At 62.6% G+C, this 22,429-nt stretch carries 9 protein-coding genes; 1 reads left to right on the top strand and 8 read right to left on the bottom strand.

Features of this window, described 5'->3' with window-relative positions:
- Nucleotides 1-131: 131 nt before the first annotated feature.
- Genes EVJ50_RS06650 through EVJ50_RS06665 form a run of 4 tightly spaced genes read right to left on the bottom strand, consistent with a single transcriptional unit; the run spans nucleotide 132 to nucleotide 3,571 of the window.
- Complete coding sequence (locus EVJ50_RS06650) at nucleotides 132-380, bottom strand: 2Fe-2S iron-sulfur cluster-binding protein (RefSeq protein ID WP_150883068.1); 249 nt, start codon at nucleotides 378-380, stop codon at nucleotides 132-134.
- A 25-nt stretch (nucleotides 381-405) separates the two neighbouring features.
- Nucleotides 406-1,656, bottom strand: coding sequence for a chloride channel protein (locus tag EVJ50_RS06655; protein WP_150883069.1), 1,251 nt, complete (start codon nucleotides 1,654-1,656; stop codon nucleotides 406-408).
- Complete coding sequence (locus EVJ50_RS06660) at nucleotides 1,653-3,182, bottom strand: cobyric acid synthase (protein WP_150884912.1); 1,530 nt, start codon at nucleotides 3,180-3,182, stop codon at nucleotides 1,653-1,655. The genes EVJ50_RS06655 and EVJ50_RS06660 overlap by 4 nt, the downstream gene beginning before the upstream one ends.
- Nucleotides 3,183-3,217: 35 nt before the next feature.
- On the bottom strand, nucleotides 3,218-3,571 hold the full coding sequence (locus EVJ50_RS06665) for an Npun_F0494 family protein (protein WP_150883071.1): 354 nt from the start codon (nucleotides 3,569-3,571) through the stop codon (nucleotides 3,218-3,220).
- An 80-nt stretch (nucleotides 3,572-3,651) separates the two neighbouring features.
- On the opposite strand from EVJ50_RS06665, the gene EVJ50_RS06670 reads away from it, so the two are divergent.
- A complete protein-coding gene (locus EVJ50_RS06670; protein WP_150883073.1) occupies nucleotides 3,652-4,305 on the top strand; it encodes a nucleoside triphosphate pyrophosphatase in 654 nt (217 codons plus the stop codon).
- 3 nt (nucleotides 4,306-4,308) lie between these two features.
- Here the strand turns inward: EVJ50_RS06670 and EVJ50_RS06675 are convergent, their stop codons facing one another.
- The 4 genes from EVJ50_RS06675 to EVJ50_RS14575 form a co-directional block, all read right to left on the bottom strand.
- Nucleotides 4,309-5,310 carry a hypothetical protein gene (locus EVJ50_RS06675; RefSeq protein ID WP_150883075.1) on the bottom strand — a complete coding sequence of 334 codons (1,002 nt, stop codon included), beginning with the start codon at nucleotides 5,308-5,310 and terminating at the stop codon, nucleotides 4,309-4,311.
- Nucleotides 5,311-5,346: 36 nt separating this feature from the next.
- On the bottom strand, nucleotides 5,347-6,942 hold the full coding sequence (locus EVJ50_RS06680) for a glycosyltransferase (RefSeq protein WP_150883077.1): 1,596 nt from the start codon (nucleotides 6,940-6,942) through the stop codon (nucleotides 5,347-5,349).
- A complete protein-coding gene (locus tag EVJ50_RS06685; protein ID WP_150883079.1) occupies nucleotides 6,939-10,085 on the bottom strand; it encodes a glycosyltransferase in 3,147 nt (1,048 codons plus the stop codon). The genes EVJ50_RS06680 and EVJ50_RS06685 overlap by 4 nt, the downstream gene beginning before the upstream one ends.
- A gap of 203 nt (nucleotides 10,086-10,288) precedes the next feature.
- The gene (locus tag EVJ50_RS14575; RefSeq protein WP_191964937.1) at nucleotides 10,289-22,426 is read right to left on the bottom strand and encodes a hypothetical protein; all 12,138 of its coding nucleotides are present in this window, start codon (nucleotides 22,424-22,426) and stop codon (nucleotides 10,289-10,291) included.
- Between the last annotated feature and the right edge of the window lie 3 nt (nucleotides 22,427-22,429).

The following is a 22,429-nucleotide window of genomic DNA, read 5'->3' on the forward strand; positions in this document are numbered from 1 at the left end:
GAGTCTCAGTCAGATTGATCTGGCTGGCCAAGTCAGACGGTTTCGATGATTCCAATCCGGAATCGATCGACCCGGTTGATGCACCCACGGGTTGGTCGTCAACCAGTGGGTGCATGCTTCCCTCCGGCACCTCACCCCCAGGCCGGATCGCTGAAGAGCTCCACCGTCAGCTCCCCATCCCGGCAGGCCGGCACGGTGCTGATGCAGGCCCGCACGGTCTGGCCGTTCACATCGATCTCGCAGGCACCGCAGCTGCCGCCGAGGCAGCCGGTGGGGATGGCGAATCCCGCCGCCGAGGCGGCCGAGAGCCAGTCGGTTCCTGCCGGAACCGTGCTGCGGGCCCCGTTGGGCCAGCGGATGCTCACCGCGGCAGCCGCCATCGATCCACCTGCGCAGGCTCAGGGCTCATTCTGAAGCCGCGAGTCGCCCCCGGGAGAGCACGCGAGTGCTGAGCTGCCCGATCAGCACACCGATCAGCAGGGCACCGGCCGCATGGCCCTCAAGCAGCGCCAGCCCCAGCACCAGAGCCACCACCGGCGCCCCCAGCAGGGCCGAGAGGGTGCCGCCGGTCACGCCCGCCACCCAGCTCTGGGGCTCCCCCCACCAGGGCAGCAGACCATGAGCCCCTAGTCCTACGCAGGCGCTGGCCAGGATTGCGGGGAAGAACAATCCGCCGCGCCAGCCCGTTTCCAGGCAGAGAGCGGCCAGCAGCAGCTTGGCGAGGCCCGAGAGCAGCAGCAGCGGCGCCCCGGTGGGTGCATCCAGCAGCAGAGGGCGCAGCTGCTGCTCGCCTGAGAACACGGCCAGGGGAAGGCACCACCCGCTGAAGGCCAGCAGCAGGCCGGTGGCCGGGGTGAGCCAGAGCGGCGGGTCGTCGCGCAGACAGCGCCTCAGCAGGCCACGCCAGGCCAGGGCCACGCGGCCCAGGAGCAGCCCCAGCAGGCCGGCCACCACAGACACCGAGAGCGCGGCGAGACCCTGCTGCCCACCATCGGGCCACTGATAGGGAACACCGGCCAGCCCGCCCAGGGCGCGGCCGCCGCCGGCGGTCACGAAGCCGGCCAGGCCGGCCAGGGTGCCCGGCAGCCAGCGCCAGAGCAGCGACCAGCGGCGGCCGGCCAGCACCGCCCCGCCCAGCAGCGGCGCCTGGAAGATGCCGAGGCTGCCGGCCACGGCGGCTGCCGGCAGGGCCTGATCCCGGCCGCGCCAGAGGCCGTGGCTGATCAGGGCCACCAGGCGGGTGAGCAGCGCCTCGGGGCCGATGGGGGCTCCACCCAGAAGCGCCAGGGCACCGCTGAGCAGCTGACGCCACCAGCCGGCGCTGCTCAGCCCGGCGGACCCGCGCAGCTCCCGCAGGGTGTCGGGCAGTTCGGGCAGCAGGGCAGGGGAGGCCGAGGCCGCCCCGGGAGCGCCGCCGGTCCGCCGAAGGACGGCGAGCCCGAGCCCCACCGGCAGCGTGATCGCGAGCGCGGCCAGGAGTGTGCGGGAGCTCGGGGCGCCCGCCAGCACCCCCTTGCCCCACACCAGCCCCAGCAGCGCATCGAGCCCCCGCAGGCTGAAGGCGGCCAGGGATCCACCCGCCGCACCCACCAGCACCGCCAGAGCCAGAGCCGTCAGCAGCGCCAGCCAGGCAGGGCGGTCGTGGCGGGACCTCATGGAGCCAGCAGGGGCGCGAGGTTCACATGCTCCTCGAAGGCCTCCGCCAGCCGGTCGAGCAGCAACTCCCGCTGACGGGCGTGGTGGGGAACCTGCTCCGGCAGCGGCGCCAGGCCGCGCCTCGCCCGCAGGTGGTTGAGCCAGCGGCGACGCCAGGGTCCGTTCTCGAACAGGCCGTGCAGATAGCTGCCCGCCACCGAGCCCTGCTGCCAGCCCAGACCCGGCTCGGCCAGCCAGGCCCCGCCATTCGCAGCGGCAGTCCCGCCAGCCGCCTCACCCAGCCAGTTCGACTGGCCCTGGTGCAGCTCAAAGCCCTCGATCAGCCAGGGCGCCTCGCCGGACGCAGCACCTGTCGGCTCGGTGCCCGCCGCGGGAGGCAGACCGGCGCCGGCGCAGGTGGGCACCCGCCGGCGCCGCAGGGTCTTGCCCGGCTCGAACACGGTGCGCAGTGGAAGCAGGCCGAGCCCATGCGCCTCGGCCCGGCCACCCTCGAGGCCGCCGGGGTCCTGCAGCTCCCGCCCCAGCATCTGCATGCCGCCGCAGAGGCCGAACACCACGCCTCCCGCCGCCGCATAGGCGCCCAGCTGATCGGCGAGACCGCTCTGCTGCAGCACCTGCAGATCGGCCAGGGTTCGCTTGCTGCCCGGCAGCAGCACCGCATCCGGCCGACCCAGCACGCCGCCGGGGCTGAGCCAGCGCAGCCGCAGCGAGGGCTCGGCCTCCAGGGGGTCGAGGTCGGAGAAGTTGCTCAGGGACGGCAGCCGCAGCACGGCGATCTCCAGCTCGGCGGCGGACTTGCGGCCGCGCCGTTCCAGCAGATCGAGGGAGTCCTCGGGGGGGAAGCACTCCTCCAGCCAGGGCATCACGCCCAGCACCGGCAGGCCGGTGCGCTGCTCGAGCCAGCGGCGTCCGTCGTCGAACAGGCTGCGGCGGCCGCGGAAACGGTTGATCAGCAACCCGCGGATCAGGGGCCGTTCCACCGGCCGCAGCAGGGCCAGGGTTCCCACGATCTGGGCGAACACGCCGCCGCGTTCGATGTCGGCCACCAGCAGGCAGCGGGCCCTGAGGAACTGGGCCAGCCGCAGGTTGGTGAGATCGCGCGGCTGCAGGTTCATCTCCACGGGGCTGCCCGCACCCTCCAGCACGAGCCGGCCGCCGGGGTGGGCCTGCCGGAGCTGATCGAGACCGGTGCGGATCGCTTGCCAACCCGGCCGGAACCAGTCGCGGTAGTAGTGCTCCGCCCGGCTGGTCCCGGCCCGCCGACCCAGGTGGATCACCTCGCTGGTGGTGTCGCCCTGGGGTTTGAGCAGCACCGGGTTCATGCTCACCTCCGGCTCCAGCTGCGCTGCCCACGCCTGCAGCGCCTGGGAATAGGCCATCTCACCGCCACCGGCATCCACCCAGGCATTGAGGCTCATGTTCTGCCCCTTGAAGGGGAGCGGCCGCTCACCGCGGCGGCGCAGCACCCGGCAGAGCGCCGCCGTCATCAGCGACTTGCCGGCACCGCTGCTGGTGCCCAGCACCATCAGGGGCGGCTGGGCAGCGGACCCGTGCTGGCCCATCAGAGCCGAGGCCAGCGGCGGCGAAGGCCCTGTCGCAGCCGCATCAGCGGCCCCGGCGGCGGCCAGCCCTCAGGCCAGTGCTGCAGCAGCTCGCGCCCCAGGGGCGTGAGGCGCACGCGTTCGGTGAGGCCCTGGCCGTCCACCTCGCGCCGCAGCACCCCGAGCCGGATCAGCCAGATCAGGTCGTCGTCCACCTGGGAGGCGGAATAGCCGGCGCTGCAGAGGGCCGGATCGCCGCAGATCTCATCAGCGCGCAGGGGCCCCTCCGCCACCCGCCGGTAGAAGCCCGCGGTGAAGGGCAGACAGCGGAGCGCCTCGGAGGCCCGGCGCAGGGAGGGGGAAGCCCAGCTCATCACTGCAGGCTAGGAAGCGGCCGCCGCCGCTCAGGTTCCGGCCTCCGGCCAGGCTGGACCTGAGATCCGGTACTGGTGGCATGTCCGAGCAAGCGTCCTCCCCCTTTGCCGCTCCACCGGCCGGGCGCGATCTGGTGCTGGCCTCCGCCTCGCCGGCCCGCCGCCGACTACTGGAGCAGGCCGGCCTGCCCCACCGGGTGCTGGTGAGCGGCCTGGATGAACGCGGCATCCAGCACGCGGATGCCCGGGAGCTGGTGCAGCGGCTGGCGCAGGCCAAGGCCGAAGCCGTGGCGGATCGGTTGCCGGAGACCGGTGGCCTCGGGGCGATCGGGGAGCCCCCGCAGGAGCAACTGGTGCTGGGGTGTGACTCCCTGCTGCTCTTCGACGGGGAGGCCTGCGGCAAGCCGGCCGATGCCGAGGAGGCCTGCCGCCGCTGGCAGCGCATGCGAGGCCACTGGGGCGACCTGCTCACCGGTCACTGCCTGCTGCGGCGCAGCGATGGCTCAGCCGGCGGCTGGCAGACGGAGCGAGCGGTGATCAGCACCCGCGTGACCTTCGCTGCGCTGAGTGATCAGGAGATCCGCGACTACGTGGCGACCGGTGAACCCCTGGCCTGCGCCGGCTGCTTTGCTCTGGAGGGGAAGGGAGGGATGGTGGTGGAACGCCTGGAGGGTTGCTACAGCAACGTGATCGGCCTCAGCCTTCCCTGGCTGCGGCGCGCTCTGCAGGCCTGAGCGTCAGACCGCGAAATCAGCTGACTGCAGGAACACCTCACAGAAGCGCAGACAGCGTTGAAAGCGTTCGCTGTAGCGGCTGGTGCGGCTGCGCCGATGCACGTTCAGCCAGGCGTCAGCGAAACCGAGAACAGCGGCATGGGCGATCGCCTGGACGCTGATCGCCATCTGATGCGATCGAAGCCGGTTGCGGTAATGCTCCGACACGCGCTGGAGGGTTGCGAAGCGGAGCGAACGGGAGGAGGTCTCCAGCAGGATGAAGCGAAGATCGAAACCGAAGGGAGCGAGAACGGCGTTGTCGCAATCGAGCAGGAGAAAGGGGAGGCGTAGGTCGTCGACAGAAGGGGGTTCCGTTGATCCTTGGGACCAACGATCCTTGGGGCCGGACGGTGGCGTCAGCAGGCCGATGTTGGAGGGAACGAGATCGTTGTGGCACAGGCAGACGTTCTGGAAGATCCCCAGATCACGGGAACGAACCAGAAGAGCGCCATAGGCCTGTTCTGCCCGCTGCGCCATCTCGTCACTGCGCGCTGCATCGTCCCCGGCGAGGATGGGCGCCAGTTTCTTCGCCGTCAATCCGAAGCTGAAGCGCTTGCGGGGCAGACCGTTGCGGATCGCGCGGCCACAGTTGCTGGCATTGAAATCAGCCGCACACACCGCCAGCATCTGCTGAACGCGGGCATCGTGATAAAGGGGCCAACACAGCGGCTGGTGTGGAACAAAGGGGTAGCGCACCACCAGTGCATCGGGCGCCATGCGGATCTGCTCCACAGCCGCCAGGCAGTAGCTGCCTGCAGACGACTGGATGGCGCCACTGAGAGCCAGGCGATTGATGGCCAGCACCTCCGGATCGAGGCTGCTGAGTTTCACAACCGACTCCGGCCGGCCCTTCTCAAGCACCAGCCAGCAGCCCAGGCTGCGGCGGCCGGAGGTGCCCAGCGACACCAGTTCCGAGCCGCGGGTGAGCGACTCGAGCAGGGATGGGGGGAGGGCGGGTTCGGTCACAGGCCAGCTGGGCAGATGGCGACTGAGTGCACGGCGCTATGTGGCGACATGCTGATGCCGCAGACGCTGGAGGATGTCATCCCAGGCCTGCAGCTGCTGGAGCTGGCTGGAGAGGTGCTGCCGGCGCGTGGCTGCACCGTGCTGGAGGGAATCCCGGAACGCGTCGTCGGTGAGAAGGCGGATCAAGTGGCGGGCAAACGCAGATTCGTCGCCGGGCGTGATAAGCACACCATTCACCCCGTCCACAATCATCTCCCGGGGGCCATACTCGATGTCGAAGGCAACAACCGGGCAGCCGCAGGCCAGGCTCTCCAGGACCACTCGGGGGTAGCCCTCATAGTGGCTCGTGAGGATGGACACAGCCGACGAGGCGAAGACCTGGAGCGGAGCATCCGTTCGATCCTCAACCACAACGTTCTCGAACAGGCCATAGGCCTCGATCTGCTTCTGAACCGCGCCCTTCAAGCGTCCCTGCCCGATGAAGCGAAAGCGAGCCGAAGGGCACTCGGCACACACGCGCCGCGCAATGCGAAGCGCGGCGGCATGGTTCTTCTGTGCTGCGAAGGCACCGAGCGAAACGATGTCCAGGCTGCGAACCGAGGGCTTCGGCAGATTCGCCTCGGGAGGGAGACCGGTGGCCACCGACGCATACGCCGGACCGGGGGCCCGGTCCCTCAGGGCCTTGGCCTGACGCTGCGTCTGCAGCACGATCAGGTCGTACGGGGTGTAGTCCGGCTCAAACGAGCTCCTGAGGGAGGTGGAGAGGTGACCGTTGTCGCGCTGAGCGAGGTGATGGTTGTGCGCCACCGCCACACAGGACAGGTGGGGGTGGGTGGTGACACGGCGGAGTGTGGTGAGGACCGGCCGGTACTCCCGCAGGCGGTCGCACAACAGAACGGCGTGCTGCTCGGGGCACTCCTTCGTGAGGAGCGTCTGCAGCCAGGTCGCGATCAGCGGAGTGAGGGAGCTGTGCATGGAGCAGGCTCGTGACTGGTGATCGTGCTCAACAACCTGGATCACGTGATCGTTGGCGGGTTGATCGATGGTGGCGTTGCTGTCTCTGGAGCGAAGGATCGTCAGAGCAATGGAGTGGTCCGAAAGCCGAAAGAACACATCGGTCACAAGCCCCGCGGCTCCAAGGAACTGCGTACGCACATGCTCACCGGTGGAGAGGTAGGTGTCGCGCTTCCACTTCTGAGACCCGGAGAGGAAGTTCAGATAATCGAAGTCCTTGCGAATCCAGTAGAACGATTGAGTGCGATCCGCTCGGCAGACCCATTTCTCAACGCGCCCCTCATGGCTGGAGACACGCCGGAACGAGCGGAGCCATGAGGGCTCGATCTGAGCTGGCAGGCGGGGACCGACCAGGGAGCAGACGGAGCTGCCGTGCAGGATCCAGTGAAAGAAGCTGAGGATCCGGACAGCAGCAGGCAGCCTGCCTGCGGTGATGTGGTGGCGAGCCACTTCGGTCAGACCGGGGTTGAACTCAGCCAGAGTGAGGGATGTGTGGGGATACCGCTCCAGCAGGAGGCGGGCCAGTTGGAGCGCTGTGAGGTCGAGCCCACGCGGCTGCCTGACCAGGTTGCGATTGAGCAGGTAGAGGTGACTGTCGCGGGTTGGAGGGCGGCTCACACGCGACGCATTGAGGTGGGTGCGCTGGCTGCCTGCAGCCTCCTGAAGTGACGCTTCCAGGACACAGCCAGCTCAGGAGCATGGGTGAGATGCCCCTGCTGCGAGGCGGCAGACTCCTGAAGGTTGGCCAGAAGCGCCGGGTGATTGAGGAGATGAACCAGTCGTTCAACGAAGCTGGGGACATCTCCTGGCGGGAACAGGTAGCCGTTCACGCCCTCACGGATGAGCTCCTGCGGTCCGTACTCCACATCGAAGGCCAGCACCGGACAACCGCAGGCGAGGCTCTCCAGAATTCCAAGCGAGAAGCCCTCCTGGCGGCTTGTGCTGATCGAGAGGGCAGCCTTCTGATAGACGCTGGCCGGATTCGAGGTGTGACCAAGAATGTGGATTCGTTGGTCGAGTGAGTGCTGGTTAACCCACCTGACGAGGGCGGATCGGAGGCGGCCGGAACCGTGGAACGTGAAGTCAACATCAGGGACACGCTCACAGACCTGCGCCGCAATCTCCAGTGCCGCCTGGTGATGCTTTTCGGGCGAGTAGCGGGCGACATACACGATCTCTCGTCGGCGAGGGCTGGGCGATTGGATCGCTGTGCAGTGACGCGGCTCGCAGTGCGGCACAACCGTCAGGGGAAGGGGCGCCAGAACGCCCCGAAGATGATCACGCTGGCGGTGAGTCAGGCAGACAGCTGCATCAAAGGGAGAGTCCCCGGAGCGCAGGCGGTTGACGTGGTGCTTGGTCTCAGTCGTGGGGTTCCCCTGGGAATCCAGGCGCAGATGGTGTGAGTGAAGGCAGACGGTGGACAAGAAGCCAGGAGCACTCCCCTCAGCATGGCGGATGGTCTTCAGCAGACGGATGGCATCGACATAGTCCTGCGCACGATCGCAAACCAGATGCCTGGGCTGGGTATCAGGCACCTCCCGCTGCAGGACTGTCTGCAGCCATTGAGCCATCAGTGGGCTGAGGCTGGAGTGAACCGACGCCACAGCACCTCCCGACTCATACAGCAACACCTGGATGATGGGTCCGATTGACTGCCGATCCACAGGCTGGGCGCGATGAATGCTCAGGGCCAGAGAAGAATCCCGATGGCGGTGATAGTGTTCAATCAGTACGGCACCAGAGTCTGGATAAAGAATCTCACTCTTCAGGAGACGACCATCCACCCCGAACACCTCACGGCGACACTTTTTGCCGGATGAGAAGTAGTTGATGTAGTCATAGCCATGAGCAGGATCGTTCTTGACCCAGTAGAGGTGAGCATCCTCGAGTGGATTGAACCAGCGCTCATGCGATGTGCCCTCGACACACTCACGGCGCCAGGTCCCGGCCACAATCGATGGAAGCTGAGCAGATGCGTGATCGGTGGGCTGATCAGCCCCGACGGGAATGCCAAGCAACCACTCGAAGAAGTTGAGCACACGGACATCTGGTGCCAGCCTCTGGTTGACGACATGGCTGTGCTGCTGGCGCCTGAGGGCAGGTGAGAAACACCAGGTCAGGAACAGCACCTGGTGGGTGGGGTCCGCTGCCAGGATGCTGGCGCGCTCCATGGCGGCATACTCGATGCCACTGGGAGCGAAAGGCAAGTCGCGGTTGAGGAGGAGCACCGATCGCCGCTCCGAGTCAATGATGCTCGCATAGGCGCAATAGCCGGAGATGTAATGCTCGTTATCGTCAATGCGGCTGCGGAAGGCGTGATGACGGATGTAGAAGCTATTGGCGATGGTGTTCGGCCTGGCGAAGAACATGGCCAGCTCGGGCCAGAAAAAGCCATTGGCGAGATAGCGAGCCCGGAAGTGCATGGCCTCCTCAAACTCGGCCAGCGGAAAGTCATCAATGATGGATTGACAGGCCGGCAGGCGATCGGCATCAGCGATCAGCCGGTACGTGGCCGAGCACAGCTCCAGCAAAGTCGGATAGGTTGTGATGCGATGGCGAATGAACGAAAGGTGATCGCGAATGTTCGCCAGACCGAAGCGCAGAAGGGCCGGGTCCTGGTCGTGCGAGAAGAGAGCGGCGAATCCATAACCCAGCCAGTGGTCATGGGCCTTCCAGTGATCGTCAGCGATGAAATGATTCGCAACAGATCGAGCGATCAAGAGCAGGGTCCGGTCAGCCAGAGCCTCGTAGGCTCTGACAAGAGCAAACAGAGCTTCACCGTCGTAGTAGATGATGCGGAAGCGATCCTTGATGGCGAGATCTGAGGCATTCAGCACATGCACAAACCCAGCATCCGCGAGTTCATGGAACATGCAGATGCCCTGAACCAATTCACGCAGGGTTGTCTCCAGGCTCCTGTCGTCTGTGAGCTCCTGATACTTGGCAAGAGCCAGAACGGCATGAGCGGTGGCCCCCAGCTTCAACTCACCATTCACCTCAACGGTGAATCGGCACGCGGCTCTCTGCTCTGTCGCAGACGACCGATCAACCTTCACCGTGAAATAGTCAAGACCATGGCACAAGGCCGTTCGGATCCGGTCCAACTGGGCGGGGTCGCGGCTGTGGTCCCAGCCCTCAAGAAGGGAATAAACCGAACTGAAGTGCCGCAGGGTGTTGTATGTCTCGATGGAACGGTCAAAACAGGGCCATCGGCCATAGAAGAAGGATCCATCGGGCTTGATCTGGCGAGCCAGATAGTCGGTTGAGCGTTGGACCAGGTCAATAGTGTGCTGCTCGGATGGCCACTCCACCAACTCCCTGTAACCGCGGAACGAGCCAGCTTGTGTCAGCCACTCGGAACCGTGCTCGTCAACAAAACCGCTGATGGTGTCAAAGAGATAGAGCTCTTGGTCATCGCGAGTCGGCCAGCCGAATGATTCTCCAAAGCGCACCTTGGAGTAGTTGCGGAGCAGCTTCTCACGAGGAAAGCCATTGGCATGCTCGGCCGAATAGAGCAGGCTCCAACCAAGCAGCTCGGACTCAGTGATGGCCCTGCGGAAGCTCTGATCGAATGAGATCCCATGCGGAAAATAGTTCCGTTTTGTAGCCTGAATCTTCATCTTCAACTCTGCCCACAGAAGTGGCTGCACATGAACAGCCACATCCAGCCGAGCCCAGCGCAGTTGCGCGGCGTCAAGAAGCTTGTCATTCCTCAGGCGAGCAATCAGCCGCTTGGCGGCATCTCGTACCGTTGCCGCCACGTCACAACGGGTGATCGCACGACGTCGACCGTCACTCAGGCTCAAAAAGACCGAATAGCCAGAGAGCGGTATGCGTCTAGCCCCAGAGCCTGAGAGCTGGACCTCTCGCTGTTCAAGGAGACGGTGGTCTAGTCCATCAGCGAGGGGCAGCAGCCTTGCTTCCGGGCCAGGAGGGGGACGACGCGCCACTGGATCAGAAATCGCTAGAGATACTCCTGATCGTCCATGTCGTCGCTTGGGCCGACGTCCTCAAACTGATCAAGCGTATCCATATCCGTGAAGGCATCCACCTCCATCTCTGGAACGTCCATCTCGGCATCCATGCTTGATTCCTCGGCCTCATCTTCATAGTCCCCCATGACGTCGGGATCATCCATGCTGTCGAGCTCGTCAATCGAGAACTCAATATCCTCATCAAGGCCATCATCCTCTTCAGAACCATCAGATTCCTCTGAGGCGTCCAGCTCAGCATCAAACGACTCCTCGTCGCTGGTGGGGTCCAGATCAGAGTCCTCCTCAGTGGTTGGGTTGGGGTCCTCACTGGAGGCATCATCAGCACTGTCCTGGGCAGCGTCATCAGCCTCATTGGAGGCTTGATCATCTCCGGTTGCATCGCCATCCGTCTCCGGAGGGGTCTCGTCTTCAGTCTCTGAATCGGGTTCATCCGATTCATCCGTATCGGCGCTGTCAGCAGGCTCGAATGAGGCATCCGCGTCAGTGTCCGCCGTCTCCTCATCAGCGGATTGGTCGTCGTCATCCGGTTGATCATCATCGTCTGCATCACTGCGCTCTCGGAAGGAGTCGTCGTCAGCATCGGAGTCCCCATCAGAATCGGAATCCCCATCCGCGTCCGAATCGCCGTCCGCATCGGAATCGCCGTCCGCATCGGAATCACCGTCCGCATCCGAATCCCCGTCGGCGTCTGAATCCCCATCCGCATCGGAATCGCCATCAGCGTCCGAATCTCCATCCGCATCCGAGTCCCCATCGGCATCCGAGTCGCCATCGGCATCTGAGTCCCCATCCGCATCCGAGTCCCCGTCAGCATCGGAATCGCCATCCGCATCCGAGTCCCCATCAGCATCGGAATCGCCGTCGGCGTCTGAATCACCATCCGCATCGGAATCACCGTCCGCATCCGAATCCCCGTCGGCGTCCGAATCCCCATCCGCATCGGAATCACCGTCCGCATCGGAATCGCCATCAGCGTCCGAATCTCCATCCGCATCCGAGTCCCCGTCAGCATCTGAATCGCCGTCAGCGTCCGAATCTCCATCCGCATCCGAGTCGCCATCGGCGTCTGAATCTCCATCGGCGTCTGAGTCCCCATCCGCATCCGAGTCCCCGTCGGCATCGGAATCTCCATCCGCATCCGAGTCCCCATCAGCATCGGAATCGCCGTCGGCGTCTGAATCACCATCCGCATCGGAATCACCGTCCGCATCCGAATCCCCGTCGGCGTCCGAATCCCCATCCGCATCGGAATCACCGTCCGCATCGGAATCGCCATCAGCGTCCGAATCTCCATCCGCATCCGAGTCCCCGTCAGCATCTGAATCGCCGTCAGCGTCCGAATCGCCATCCGCATCCGAGTCGCCATCGGCGTCTGAATCTCCATCGGCGTCTGAGTCCCCATCCGCATCCGAGTCCCCGTCAGCGTCCGAGTCACTATCGGAGTCGGAGTCGCTGTCGGAGTCCGAATCACTGTCCGAATCGGAGTCGCTGTCGGAATCCGAGTCACTGTCTGAGTCGGAGTCACTGTCGGAATCCGAGTCGCTGTCGGAGTCCGAGTCGCTATCGGAATCCGAATCGCTATCGGAGTCGCTGTCCGAATCGGAATCGCTATCGGAGTCCGAATCACTGTCGGAGTCGGAGTCGCTATCCGAGTCGGAGTCGCTGTCCGAATCCGAGTCGCTGTCGGAGTCCGAGTCCGAGTCGCTATCTGAGTCGGAGTCGCTGTCGGAGTCCGAATCACTGTCCGAATCGGAGTCGCTGTCGGAATCCGAGTCACTGTCTGAGTCGGAGTCACTGTCGGAATCCGAGTCGCTATCGGAATCCGAATCGCTATCGGAGTCGCTGTCCGAATCGGAATCGCTATCGGAGTCCGAATCACTGTCGGAGTCGGAGTCGCTGTCGGAGTCCGAGTCGCTATCGGAGTCCGAATCGCTGTCCGAGTCGGAGTCACTGTCTGAGTCCGAGTCGCTATCGGAGTCCGAATCGCTGTCCGAGTCGGAGTCACTGTCTGAGTCCGAGTCGCTATCGGAGTCCGAGTCACTGTCGGAGTCCGAGTCGCTGTCCGAGTCGGAGTCACTGTCTGAGTCCGAGTCGCTGTCTGAGTCGGAATCACTGTCGGAATCCGAGTCGCTATCGGAGTCCGAATCGCTATCCGAGTCCGAGTCACTGTCGGAATCCGAATCGCTGTCGGAATCCGAGTCGCTATCGGAGTCGGAGTCACTGTCGGAATCCGAGTCGCTATCGGAGTCCGAGTCGCTATCGGAATCGGAGTCGCTGTCGGAGTCGGAGTCGCTATCGGAGTCCGAATCACTGTCGGAATCCGAGTCGCTATCGGAGTCCGAATCGCTATCCGAGTCCGAGTCGCTATCGGAGTCCGAATCGCTATCCGAGTCCGAGTCGCTGTCCGAGTCGGAGTCACTGTCTGAGTCCGAGTCGCTATCGGAGTCCGAATCGCTGTCCGAGTCGGAGTCACTGTCTGAGTCCGAGTCGCTATCGGAGTCCGAATCGCTGTCCGAGTCGGAGTCGCTGTCGGAGTCCGAATCGCTGTCTGAGTCGGAATCACTGTCGGAATCCGAGTCGCTGTCGGAGTCCGAATCGCTGTCTGAATCCGAGTCGCTGTCGGAATCCGAATCGCTGTCTGAATCCGAGTCGCTGTCGGAATCCGAATCGCTATCGGAGTCAGAGTCGCTGTCGGAATCGGAGTCACTGTCTGAGTCCGAGTCGCTGTCTGAATCCGAATCGCTGTCGGAATCCGAATCGCTGTCTGAGTCCGAGTCGCTGTCCGAATCGGAATCGCTGTCCGAATCCGAGTCACTGTCCGAGTCGGAGTCGCTGTCGGAATCCGAGTCGCTATCGGAGTCCGAATCGCTATCCGAGTCCGAGTCGCTGTCGGAATCCGAGTCGCTATCGGAGTCGGAGTCGCTATCCGAGTCGGAATCACTGTCGGAATCCGAGTCGCTATCGGAGTCGGAGTCGCTGTCGGAGTCCGAGTCGCTATCGGAATCGGAGTCGCTATCCGAGTCGGAATCACTGTCGGAATCCGAGTCGCTATCGGAGTCCGAATCGCTATCCGAGTCCGAATCACTGTCTGAATCCGAGTCGCTGTCGGAGTCGGAGTCACTGTCCGAATCGGAATCGCTGTCCGAATCCGAGTCGCTGTCGGAGTCCGAATCGCTATCGGAATCCGAGTCGCTGTCCGCGTCGGAGTCACTGTCGGAATCCGAATCGCTGTCGGAGTCCGAGTCGCTGTCGGAATCGGAGTCACTATCGGAGTCGGAGTCACTGTCCGAATCCGAGTCGCTGTCGGAGTCCGAATCGCTATCGGAATCCGAGTCGCTGTCCGCGTCGGAGTCACTGTCGGAATCCGAATCGCTGTCGGAGTCCGAGTCGCTGTCGGAATCGGAGTCACTATCGGAGTCGGAGTCACTGTCCGAATCCGAGTCGCTGTCGGAGTCCGAATCGCTATCGGAATCCGAGTCGCTGTCGGAGTCGCTGTCGGAATCCGAATCACTATCGGAGTCGGAGTCGCTGTCCGAATCCGAGTCGCTGTCGGAGTCCGAATCGCTATCGGAATCCGAATCACTATCGGAGTCGGAGTCGCTGTCCGAATCCGAGTCGCTATCGGAGTCGGAGTCGCTGTCCGAGTCCGAATCGCTGTCGGAATCCGAGTCGCTATCGGAGTCGGAGTCGCTATCCGAGTCGGAATCACTGTCGGAATCCGAGTCGCTGTCCGAGTCGGAGTCACTGTCGGAATCCGAATCGCTATCGGAGTCCGAGTCGCTATCGGAGTCCGAGTCGCTATCGGAGTCGGAGTCGCTATCCGAGTCGGAATCACTGTCGGAATCCGAATCGCTATCGGAGTCCGAGTCGCTATCGGAGTCCGAGTCGCTATCGGAGTCGGAGTCGCTATCCGAGTCGGAATCACTGTCGGAATCCGAGTCCGAGTCACTGTCGGAGTCCGAATCGCTGTCTGAATCCGAGTCGCTGTCTGAATCGGAGTCGCTATCGGAATCGGAGTCGCTATCCGAGTCGGAATCACTGTCGGAATCCGAATCGCTATCGGAGTCCGAGTCGCTATCGGAGTCGGAGTCGCTATCCGAGTCGGAATCACTGTCGGAATCCGAGTCCGAGTCACTGTCGGAGTCCGAATCGCTGTCTGAATCCGAGTCGCTGTCTGAATCGGAGTCGCTATCGGAATCGGAGTCGCTATCCGAGTCGGAATCACTGTCGGAATCCGAGTCGCTATCGGAGTCCGAATCACTGTCTGAATCCGAGTCGCTGTCGGAGTCGGAGTCACTGTCCGAATCGGAATCGCTGTCCGAATCCGAGTCACTGTCCGAGTCGGAGTCGCTGTCGGAGTCCGAATCGCTGTCGGAATCCGAATCACTATCGGAGTCGGAGTCGCTGTCCGAATCCGAGTCGCTGTCGGAATCCGAGTCACTGTCTGAGTCGGAATCGCTGTCGGAATCGCTGTCGGAATCGCTGTCGGAATCCGAGTCGCTATCCGAGTCGGAATCGCTATCCGAGTCCGAATCACTGTCGGAGTCCGAATCACTGTCTGAGTCGGAGTCGCTGTCGGAATCCGAATCGCTGTCGGAGTCCGAGTCCGAGTCACTGTCGGAGTCCGAATCGCTGTCGGAGTCCGAATCGCTGTCGGAGTCCGAATCGCTGTCGGAATCCGAGTCACTGTCTGAGTCGGAATCGCTGTCGGAATCGCTGTCGGAATCCGAGTCGCTATCCGAGTCGGAATCGCTATCCGAGTCCGAATCACTGTCGGAGTCCGAATCACTGTCTGAGTCGGAGTCGCTGTCGGAATCCGAATCGCTGTCGGAGTCCGAGTCCGAGTCACTGTCGGAGTCCGAATCGCTGTCTGAATCCGAGTCGCTGTCTGAATCGGAGTCGCTGTCGGAGTCCGAATCGCTGTCGGAGTCCGAGTCGGAGTCACTGTCGGAATCCGAATCGCTGTCGGAGTCCGAGTCGGAGTCACTGTCGGAGTCCGAATCGCTGTCGGAGTCCGAATCGCTGTCGGAGTCCGAATCGCTGTCTGAATCCGAGTCGCTGTCGGAGTCCGAATCGCTGTCGGAATCCGAATCGCTGTCGGAGTCCGAGTCGCTGTCCGAGTCGGAGTCACTGTCCGAGTCGGAGTCGCTGTCGGAATCCGAGTCGGAGTCACTGTCGGAGTCCGAGTCACTGTCGGAGTCCGAGTCGGAGTCACTGTCGGAATCCGAATCGCTGTCGGAGTCCGAGTCACTGTCCGAGTCGGAGTCGCTGTCGGAGTCCGAATCGCTGTCGGAATCCGAGTCGCTGTCTGAATCGGAGTCGCTGTCTGAATCGGAGTCGCTGTCGGAGTCCGAATCGCTGTCGGAGTCCGAATCGCTGTCGGAGTCCGAGTCGCTGTCCGAGTCGGAGTCGCTGTCGGAATCCGAGTCGCTATCCGAGTCGCTATCCGAGTCGGAGTCACTGTCGGAGTCCGAGTCACTGTCTGAGTCGGAGTCGCTGTCGGAATCCGAATCGCTGTCGGAGTCCGAATCGCTGTCGGAGTCCGAGTCGCTGTCGGAATCGGAGTCACTGTCGGAGTCCGAGTCACTGTCGGAGTCCGAATCGCTGTCGGAATCCGAATCGCTGTCCGAGTCGGAGTCGCTGTCCGAGTCGGAGTCGCTGTCTGAGTCCGAATCGCTGTCGGAATCCGAGTCGCTGTCCGAGTCGGAGTCACTGTCCGAGTCGGAGTCGCTGTCGGAATCCGAGTCGGAGTCACTGTCGGAGTCCGAGTCACTGTCGGAGTCCGAGTCGGAGTCACTGTCGGAATCCGAATCGCTGTCGGAGTCCGAGTCACTGTCCGAGTCGGAGTCGCTGTCGGAGTCCGAATCGCTGTCGGAATCCGAGTCGCTGTCTGAATCGGAGTCGCTGTCTGAATCGGAGTCGCTGTCGGAGTCCGAATCGCTGTCGGAGTCCGAATCGCTGTCGGAGTCCGAGTCGCTGTCCGAGTCGGAGTCGCTGTCGGAATCCGAGTCGCTATCCGAGTCGCTATCCGAGTCGGAGTCACTGTCGGAGTCCGAGTCACTGTCTGAGTCGGAGTCGCTGTCGGAATCCGAATCGCTGTCGGAGTCCGAGTCGCTGTCCGAGTCGGAGTCACTGTCCGAGTCGGAGTCGCTGTCGGAATCCGAGTCGGAGTCACTGTCGGAGTCCGAGTCACTGTCGGAGTCCGAGTCGGAGTCACTGTCGGAATCCGAATCGCTGTCGGAGTCCGAGTCACTGTCCGAGTCGGAGTCGCTGTCGGAGTCCGAATCGCTGTCGGAATCCGAGTCGCTGTCTGAATCGGAGTCGCTGTCTGAATCGGAGTCGCTGTCGGAGTCCGAATCGCTGTCGGAGTCCGAATCGCTGTCGGAGTCCGAGTCGCTGTCCGAGTCGGAGTCGCTGTCGGAATCCGAGTCGCTATCCGAGTCGCTATCCGAGTCGGAGTCACTGTCGGAGTCCGAGTCACTGTCTGAGTCGGAGTCGCTGTCGGAATCCGAATCGCTGTCGGAGTCCGAATCGCTGTCTGAGTCCGAATCGCTGTCGGAATCCGAATCGCTGTCGGAGTCCGAGTCGCTGTCCGAGTCGGAGTCACTGTCCGAGTCGGAGTCGCTGTCGGAATCCGAGTCGGAGTCACTGTCGGAGTCCGAGTCACTGTCGGAGTCCGAGTCGGAGTCACTGTCGGAATCCGAATCGCTGTCGGAGTCCGAGTCACTGTCCGAGTCGGAGTCGCTGTCGGAGTCCGAATCGCTGTCGGAATCCGAGTCGCTGTCTGAATCGGAGTCGCTGTCTGAATCGGAGTCGCTGTCGGAGTCCGAATCGCTGTCGGAGTCCGAGTCGCTGTCCGAGTCGGAGTCGCTGTCGGAATCCGAGTCGCTGTCTGAGTCCGAATCACTGTCGGAATCCGAGTCGCTGTCTGAGTCCGAATCACTGTCGGAGTCCGAGTCGCTGTCGGAGTCCGAGTCGCTGTCGGAATCGGAGTCGCTGTCGGAATCCGAGTCGCTGTCCGAGTCGGAGTCACTGTCGGAGTCCGAATCGCTGTCGGAATCGGAGTCGCTGTCCGAGTCGGAGTCGCTGTCTGAGTCCGAGTCGCTGTCGGAATCCGAGTCACTGTCTGAGTCCGAATCACTGTCTGAGTCCGAGTCGCTGTCTGAGTCGGAATCGCTGTCGGAATCCGAGTCGCTATCCGAGTCGGAGTCACTGTCGGAGTCCGAGTCGGAGTCGCTGTCTGAATCCGAGTCGCTGTCTGAGTCCGAATCGCTGTCGGAATCCGAATCACTATCGGAGTCGGAGTCGCTGTCCGAATCCGAGTCGCTGTCGGAGTCCGAGTCGCTGTCGGAATCGGAGTCACTATCGGAGTCGGAGTCACTGTCCGAATCCGAGTCGCTGTCGGAGTCCGAATCGCTGTCGGAGTCGCTGTCGGAGTCCGAATCGCTGTCGGAATCCGAATCACTATCGGAGTCGGAGTCGCTGTCCGAATCCGAGTCGCTGTCGGAGTCCGAGTCGCTGTCGGAATCCGAGTCACTGTCTGAGTCGGAATCGCTGTCGGAATCCGAGTCGCTATCCGAGTCGGAGTCACTGTCGGAGTCCGAGTCGCTGTCTGAGTCGGAATCGCTATCCGAGTCCGAATCACTGTCGGAGTCCGAATCGCTGTCTGAGTCGGAGTCGCTGTCGGAATCCGAATCGCTGTCGGAGTCCGAGTCGCTGTCCGAGTCGGAGTCACTGTCCGAGTCGGAGTCGCTGTCGGAATCCGAGTCGGAGTCACTGTCGGAGTCCGAGTCACTGTCGGAGTCCGAGTCGGAGTCACTGTCGGAATCCGAATCGCTGTCGGAGTCCGAGTCACTGTCCGAGTCGGAGTCGCTGTCGGAGTCCGAATCGCTGTCGGAATCCGAGTCGCTGTCTGAATCGGAGTCGCTGTCGGAATCCGAATCGCTGTCGGAGTCCGAGTCAGAGTCACTGTCGGAGTCCGAGTCGCTGTCCGAGTCGGAGTCGCTGTCGGAGTCCGAATCGCTGTCGGAATCCGAGTCGCTGTCTGAATCGGAGTCGCTGTCGGAATCCGAATCGCTGTCGGAGTCCGAGTCGGAGTCGCTGTCGGAGTCCGAATCGCTGTCGGAATCGGAATCGCTATCCGAGTCCGAATCACTATCTGAGTCCGAGTCGGAGTCACTGTCGGAGTCGGAATCGCTGTCGGAATCCGAGTCGCTGTCGGAATCGGAGTCGCTGTCGGAGTCCGAGTCACTGTCGGAGTCCGAGTCGGAGTCACTGTCGGAATCGGAGTCGCTGTCGGAGTCCGAATCGCTGTCGGAATCCGAGTCGCTGTCGGAATCCGAATCGCTGTCGGAGTCCGAGTCAGAGTCACTGTCGGAGTCCGAGTCGCTGTCCGAGTCGGAGTCGCTGTCGGAATCCGAGTCGCTGTCTGAGTCCGAATCACTGTCGGAGTCCGAGTCGCTGTCGGAGTCCGAGTCGCTGTCGGAATCCGAGTCGCTATCGGAGTCCGAATCACTGTCTGAATCCGAGTCGCTGTCGGAGTCGGAGTCACTGTCCGAATCGGAATCGCTGTCCGAATCCGAGTCACTGTCCGAGTCGGAGTCGCTGTCGGAGTCCGAATCGCTGTCGGAATCCGAATCACTATCGGAGTCGGAGTCGCTGTCCGAATCCGAGTCGCTGTCGGAATCCGAGTCACTGTCTGAGTCGGAATCGCTGTCGGAGTCCGAGTCGCTGTCCGAGTCGGAGTCACTGTCCGAGTCGGAGTCACTGTCCGAGTCGGAGTCGCTGTCGGAATCCGAGTCGGAGTCACTGTCGGAGTCGGAATCGCTGTCCGAATCCGAGTCGCTGTCGGAGTCCGAGTCGCTGTCGGAGTCCGAGTCGCTGTCGGAATCCGAGTCACTGTCTGAGTCGGAATCGCTGTCGGAATCCGAGTCGCTATCCGAGTCGGAGTCACTGTCGGAGTCCGAGTCGCTGTCTGAGTCGGAGTCGCTGTCGGAATCCGAATCGCTGTCGGAGTCCGAGTCGCTGTCCGAGTCGGAGTCACTGTCCGAGTCGGAGTCGCTGTCTGAATCCGAGTCGGAGTCACTGTCGGAGTCCGAGTCGGAGTCGCTGTCTGAATCCGAGTCGCTATCCGAGTCGGAGTCACTGTCGGAGTCCGAATCGCTGTCGGAATCGGAATCGCTATCCGAGTCCGAATCACTATCTGAGTCCGAGTCGCTGTCTGAATCCGAGTCGCTATCCGAGTCGGAGTCACTGTCGGAGTCCGAATCGCTGTCGGAATCGGAATCGCTATCCGAGTCCGAATCACTATCTGAGTCCGAGTCGCTGTCCGAATCGGAGTCGCTATCCGAGTCGGAGTCACTGTCGGAGTCCGAATCGCTGTCGGAATCGGAGTCGCTGTCCGAATCGGAATCGCTGTCCGAATCCGAGTCGCTGTCGGAATCGGAGTCGCTGTCGGAATCCGAGTCACTGTCGGAATCGGAATCGCTATCCGAGTCCGAGTCACTGTCTGAGTCCGAGTCGCTGTCGGAATCGGAGTCGCTGTCCGAATCCGAGTCGCTGTCTGAATCGGAGTCGCTGTCGGAATCGGAGTCGCTGTCGGAATCCGAGTCACTGTCGGAATCGGAATCGCTATCCGAGTCCGAATCACTGTCTGAGTCCGAGTCGCTGTCGGAATCGGAGTCGCTGTCCGAATCCGAGTCGCTGTCTGAATCGGAGTCGCTGTCGGAATCCGAGTCACTGTCGGAATCGGAGTCACTGTCGGAATCGGAATCGCTGTCTGAGTCGGAGTCGCTGTCGGAATCCGAATCGCTGTCGGAGTCCGAGTCGCTGTCCGCGTCGGAGTCACTGTCCGAGTCGGAGTCGCTGTCGGAATCGGAGTCACTGTCGGAGTCCGAATCACTGTCGGAGTCGGAGTCACTATCGGAATCGGAATCGCTGTCTGAGTCCGAATCACTGTCTGAGTCCGAGTCGCTGTCCGAGTCGGAGTCACTGTCGGAATCCGAGTCGCTATCCGAGTCGGAGTCGCTGTCTGAATCCGAGTCGCTGTCGGAGTCCGAATCACTGTCGGAATCCGAGTCGGAGTCGCTGTCGGAATCCGAGTCACTGTCGGAATCGGAATCGCTATCCGAGTCCGAATCACTGTCTGAGTCCGAGTCGCTGTCCGAGTCGGAGTCACTGTCGGAATCCGAATCACTGTCGGAGTCCGAGTCCGAGTCACTGTCTGAGTCGGAATCGGAATCGCTATCCGAGTCCGAATCACTGTCGGAGTCCGAATCGCTGTCTGAGTCGGAGTCGCTGTCGGAATCCGAATCGCTGTCGGAGTCCGAGTCGCTGTCCGAATCGGAATCGCTATCCGAGTCCGAATCACTGTCTGAGTCCGAATCACTGTCTGAGTCCGAGTCGCTGTCTGAGTCGGAATCGCTGTCGGAATCCGAGTCGCTATCCGAGTCGGAGTCGCTGTCTGAATCCGAGTCGCTGTCGGAGTCCGAATCGCTGTCGGAGTCCGAGTCGCTGTCGGAATCGGAGTCGCTGTCGGAATCCGAGTCGCTATCCGAGTCGGAGTCACTGTCGGAGTCCGAGTCACTGTCTGAGTCGGAGTCACTGTCGGAGTCCGAGTCACTGTCTGAGTCGGAGTCGCTGTCGGAATCCGAATCGCTGTCGGAGTCCGAATCGCTGTCTGAGTCCGAATCGCTGTCGGAATCCGAGTCGCTGTCTGAATCGGAGTCGCTGTCGGAGTCCGAATCGCTGTCGGAGTCCGAGTCGGAGTCACTGTCGGAATCCGAATCGCTGTCGGAGTCCGAGTCACTGTCCGAGTCGGAGTCGCTGTCGGAATCCGAGTCGCTATCCGAGTCGGAGTCGCTGTCTGAATCCGAGTCGCTGTCGGAGTCCGAATCGCTGTCGGAGTCCGAGTCGCTGTCGGAATCGGAGTCGCTGTCGGAATCCGAGTCGCTATCCGAGTCGGAGTCACTGTCGGAGTCCGAGTCACTGTCTGAGTCGGAGTCACTGTCGGAGTCCGAGTCACTGTCTGAGTCGGAGTCGCTGTCGGAATCCGAATCGCTGTCGGAGTCCGAATCGCTGTCTGAGTCCGAATCGCTGTCTGAATCCGAGTCGCTGTCTGAATCGGAGTCGCTGTCTGAATCGGAGTCGCTGTCGGAGTCCGAATCGCTGTCGGAGTCCGAGTCGGAGTCACTGTCGGAATCCGAATCGCTGTCGGAGTCCGAGTCACTGTCCGAGTCGGAGTCGCTGTCGGAGTCCGAATCGCTGTCGGAATCCGAGTCGCTGTCGGAATCGGAGTCGCTGTCGGAGTCCGAGTCGCTGTCCGAGTCGGAGTCGCTGTCGGAATCCGAGTCGCTGTCTGAGTCCGAATCACTGTCGGAGTCCGAGTCGCTGTCGGAATCGGAGTCGCTGTCCGAGTCGGAGTCGCTGTCGGAATCCGAGTCGCTGTCCGAATCGGAGTCGCTATCCGAGTCGGAGTCACTATCGGAGTCCGAATCGCTGTCTGAATCGGAGTCGCTGTCCGAGTCGGAGTCACTATCTGAATCCGAGTCGCTGTCCGAATCGGAGTCGCTATCCGAGTCGGAGTCACTGTCGGAGTCCGAATCGCTGTCTGAGTCGGAGTCACTGTCGGAGTCCGAGTCGCTGTCGGAATCGGAATCAGTCGGCACCCCCGGGCCTACCGAACCAAGCGCCTCAGGGATGGGGCCAGCTGAAGAAGCTTCAGGCGAATCGGCTGCAACGCCGGCCGCAGAGGGGTCGTCGCTGATGGGGCGGTCGGAGAGGTCCGGGCGGGGGTCGTCGCCGCTGTAGCCACCGAGGGGGCCGTCGGTGAAGGCGATGTCGCCGGGTTCCTCCTGGATGAGGAACATGTCGGTGTCCGGGTCGGCGTCGGTGTCGCCGATGGTCGACTCGTCGTAGACGCGGCGGATTTCAACGTCTTCGTCGGGCTCGCGCTCGACTTCCGTGCGCTGGGGATCGTCGGGGGGGAGGGAAACCGATCCGGGGATGAGGGACGCCAGCAGTTGCTGCAGGCGGCGGCTGGACTCCTGAACACGGTTCAGGAACTCCTCGAACCGCGACCCACCATCACCACCCGGCGTGTTGGACATCGA

The organism is Synechococcus sp. RSCCF101 (assembly GCF_008807075.1).
In the GTDB taxonomy this organism is placed as follows: Bacteria; Cyanobacteriota; Cyanobacteriia; order PCC-6307; family Cyanobiaceae; genus RSCCF101.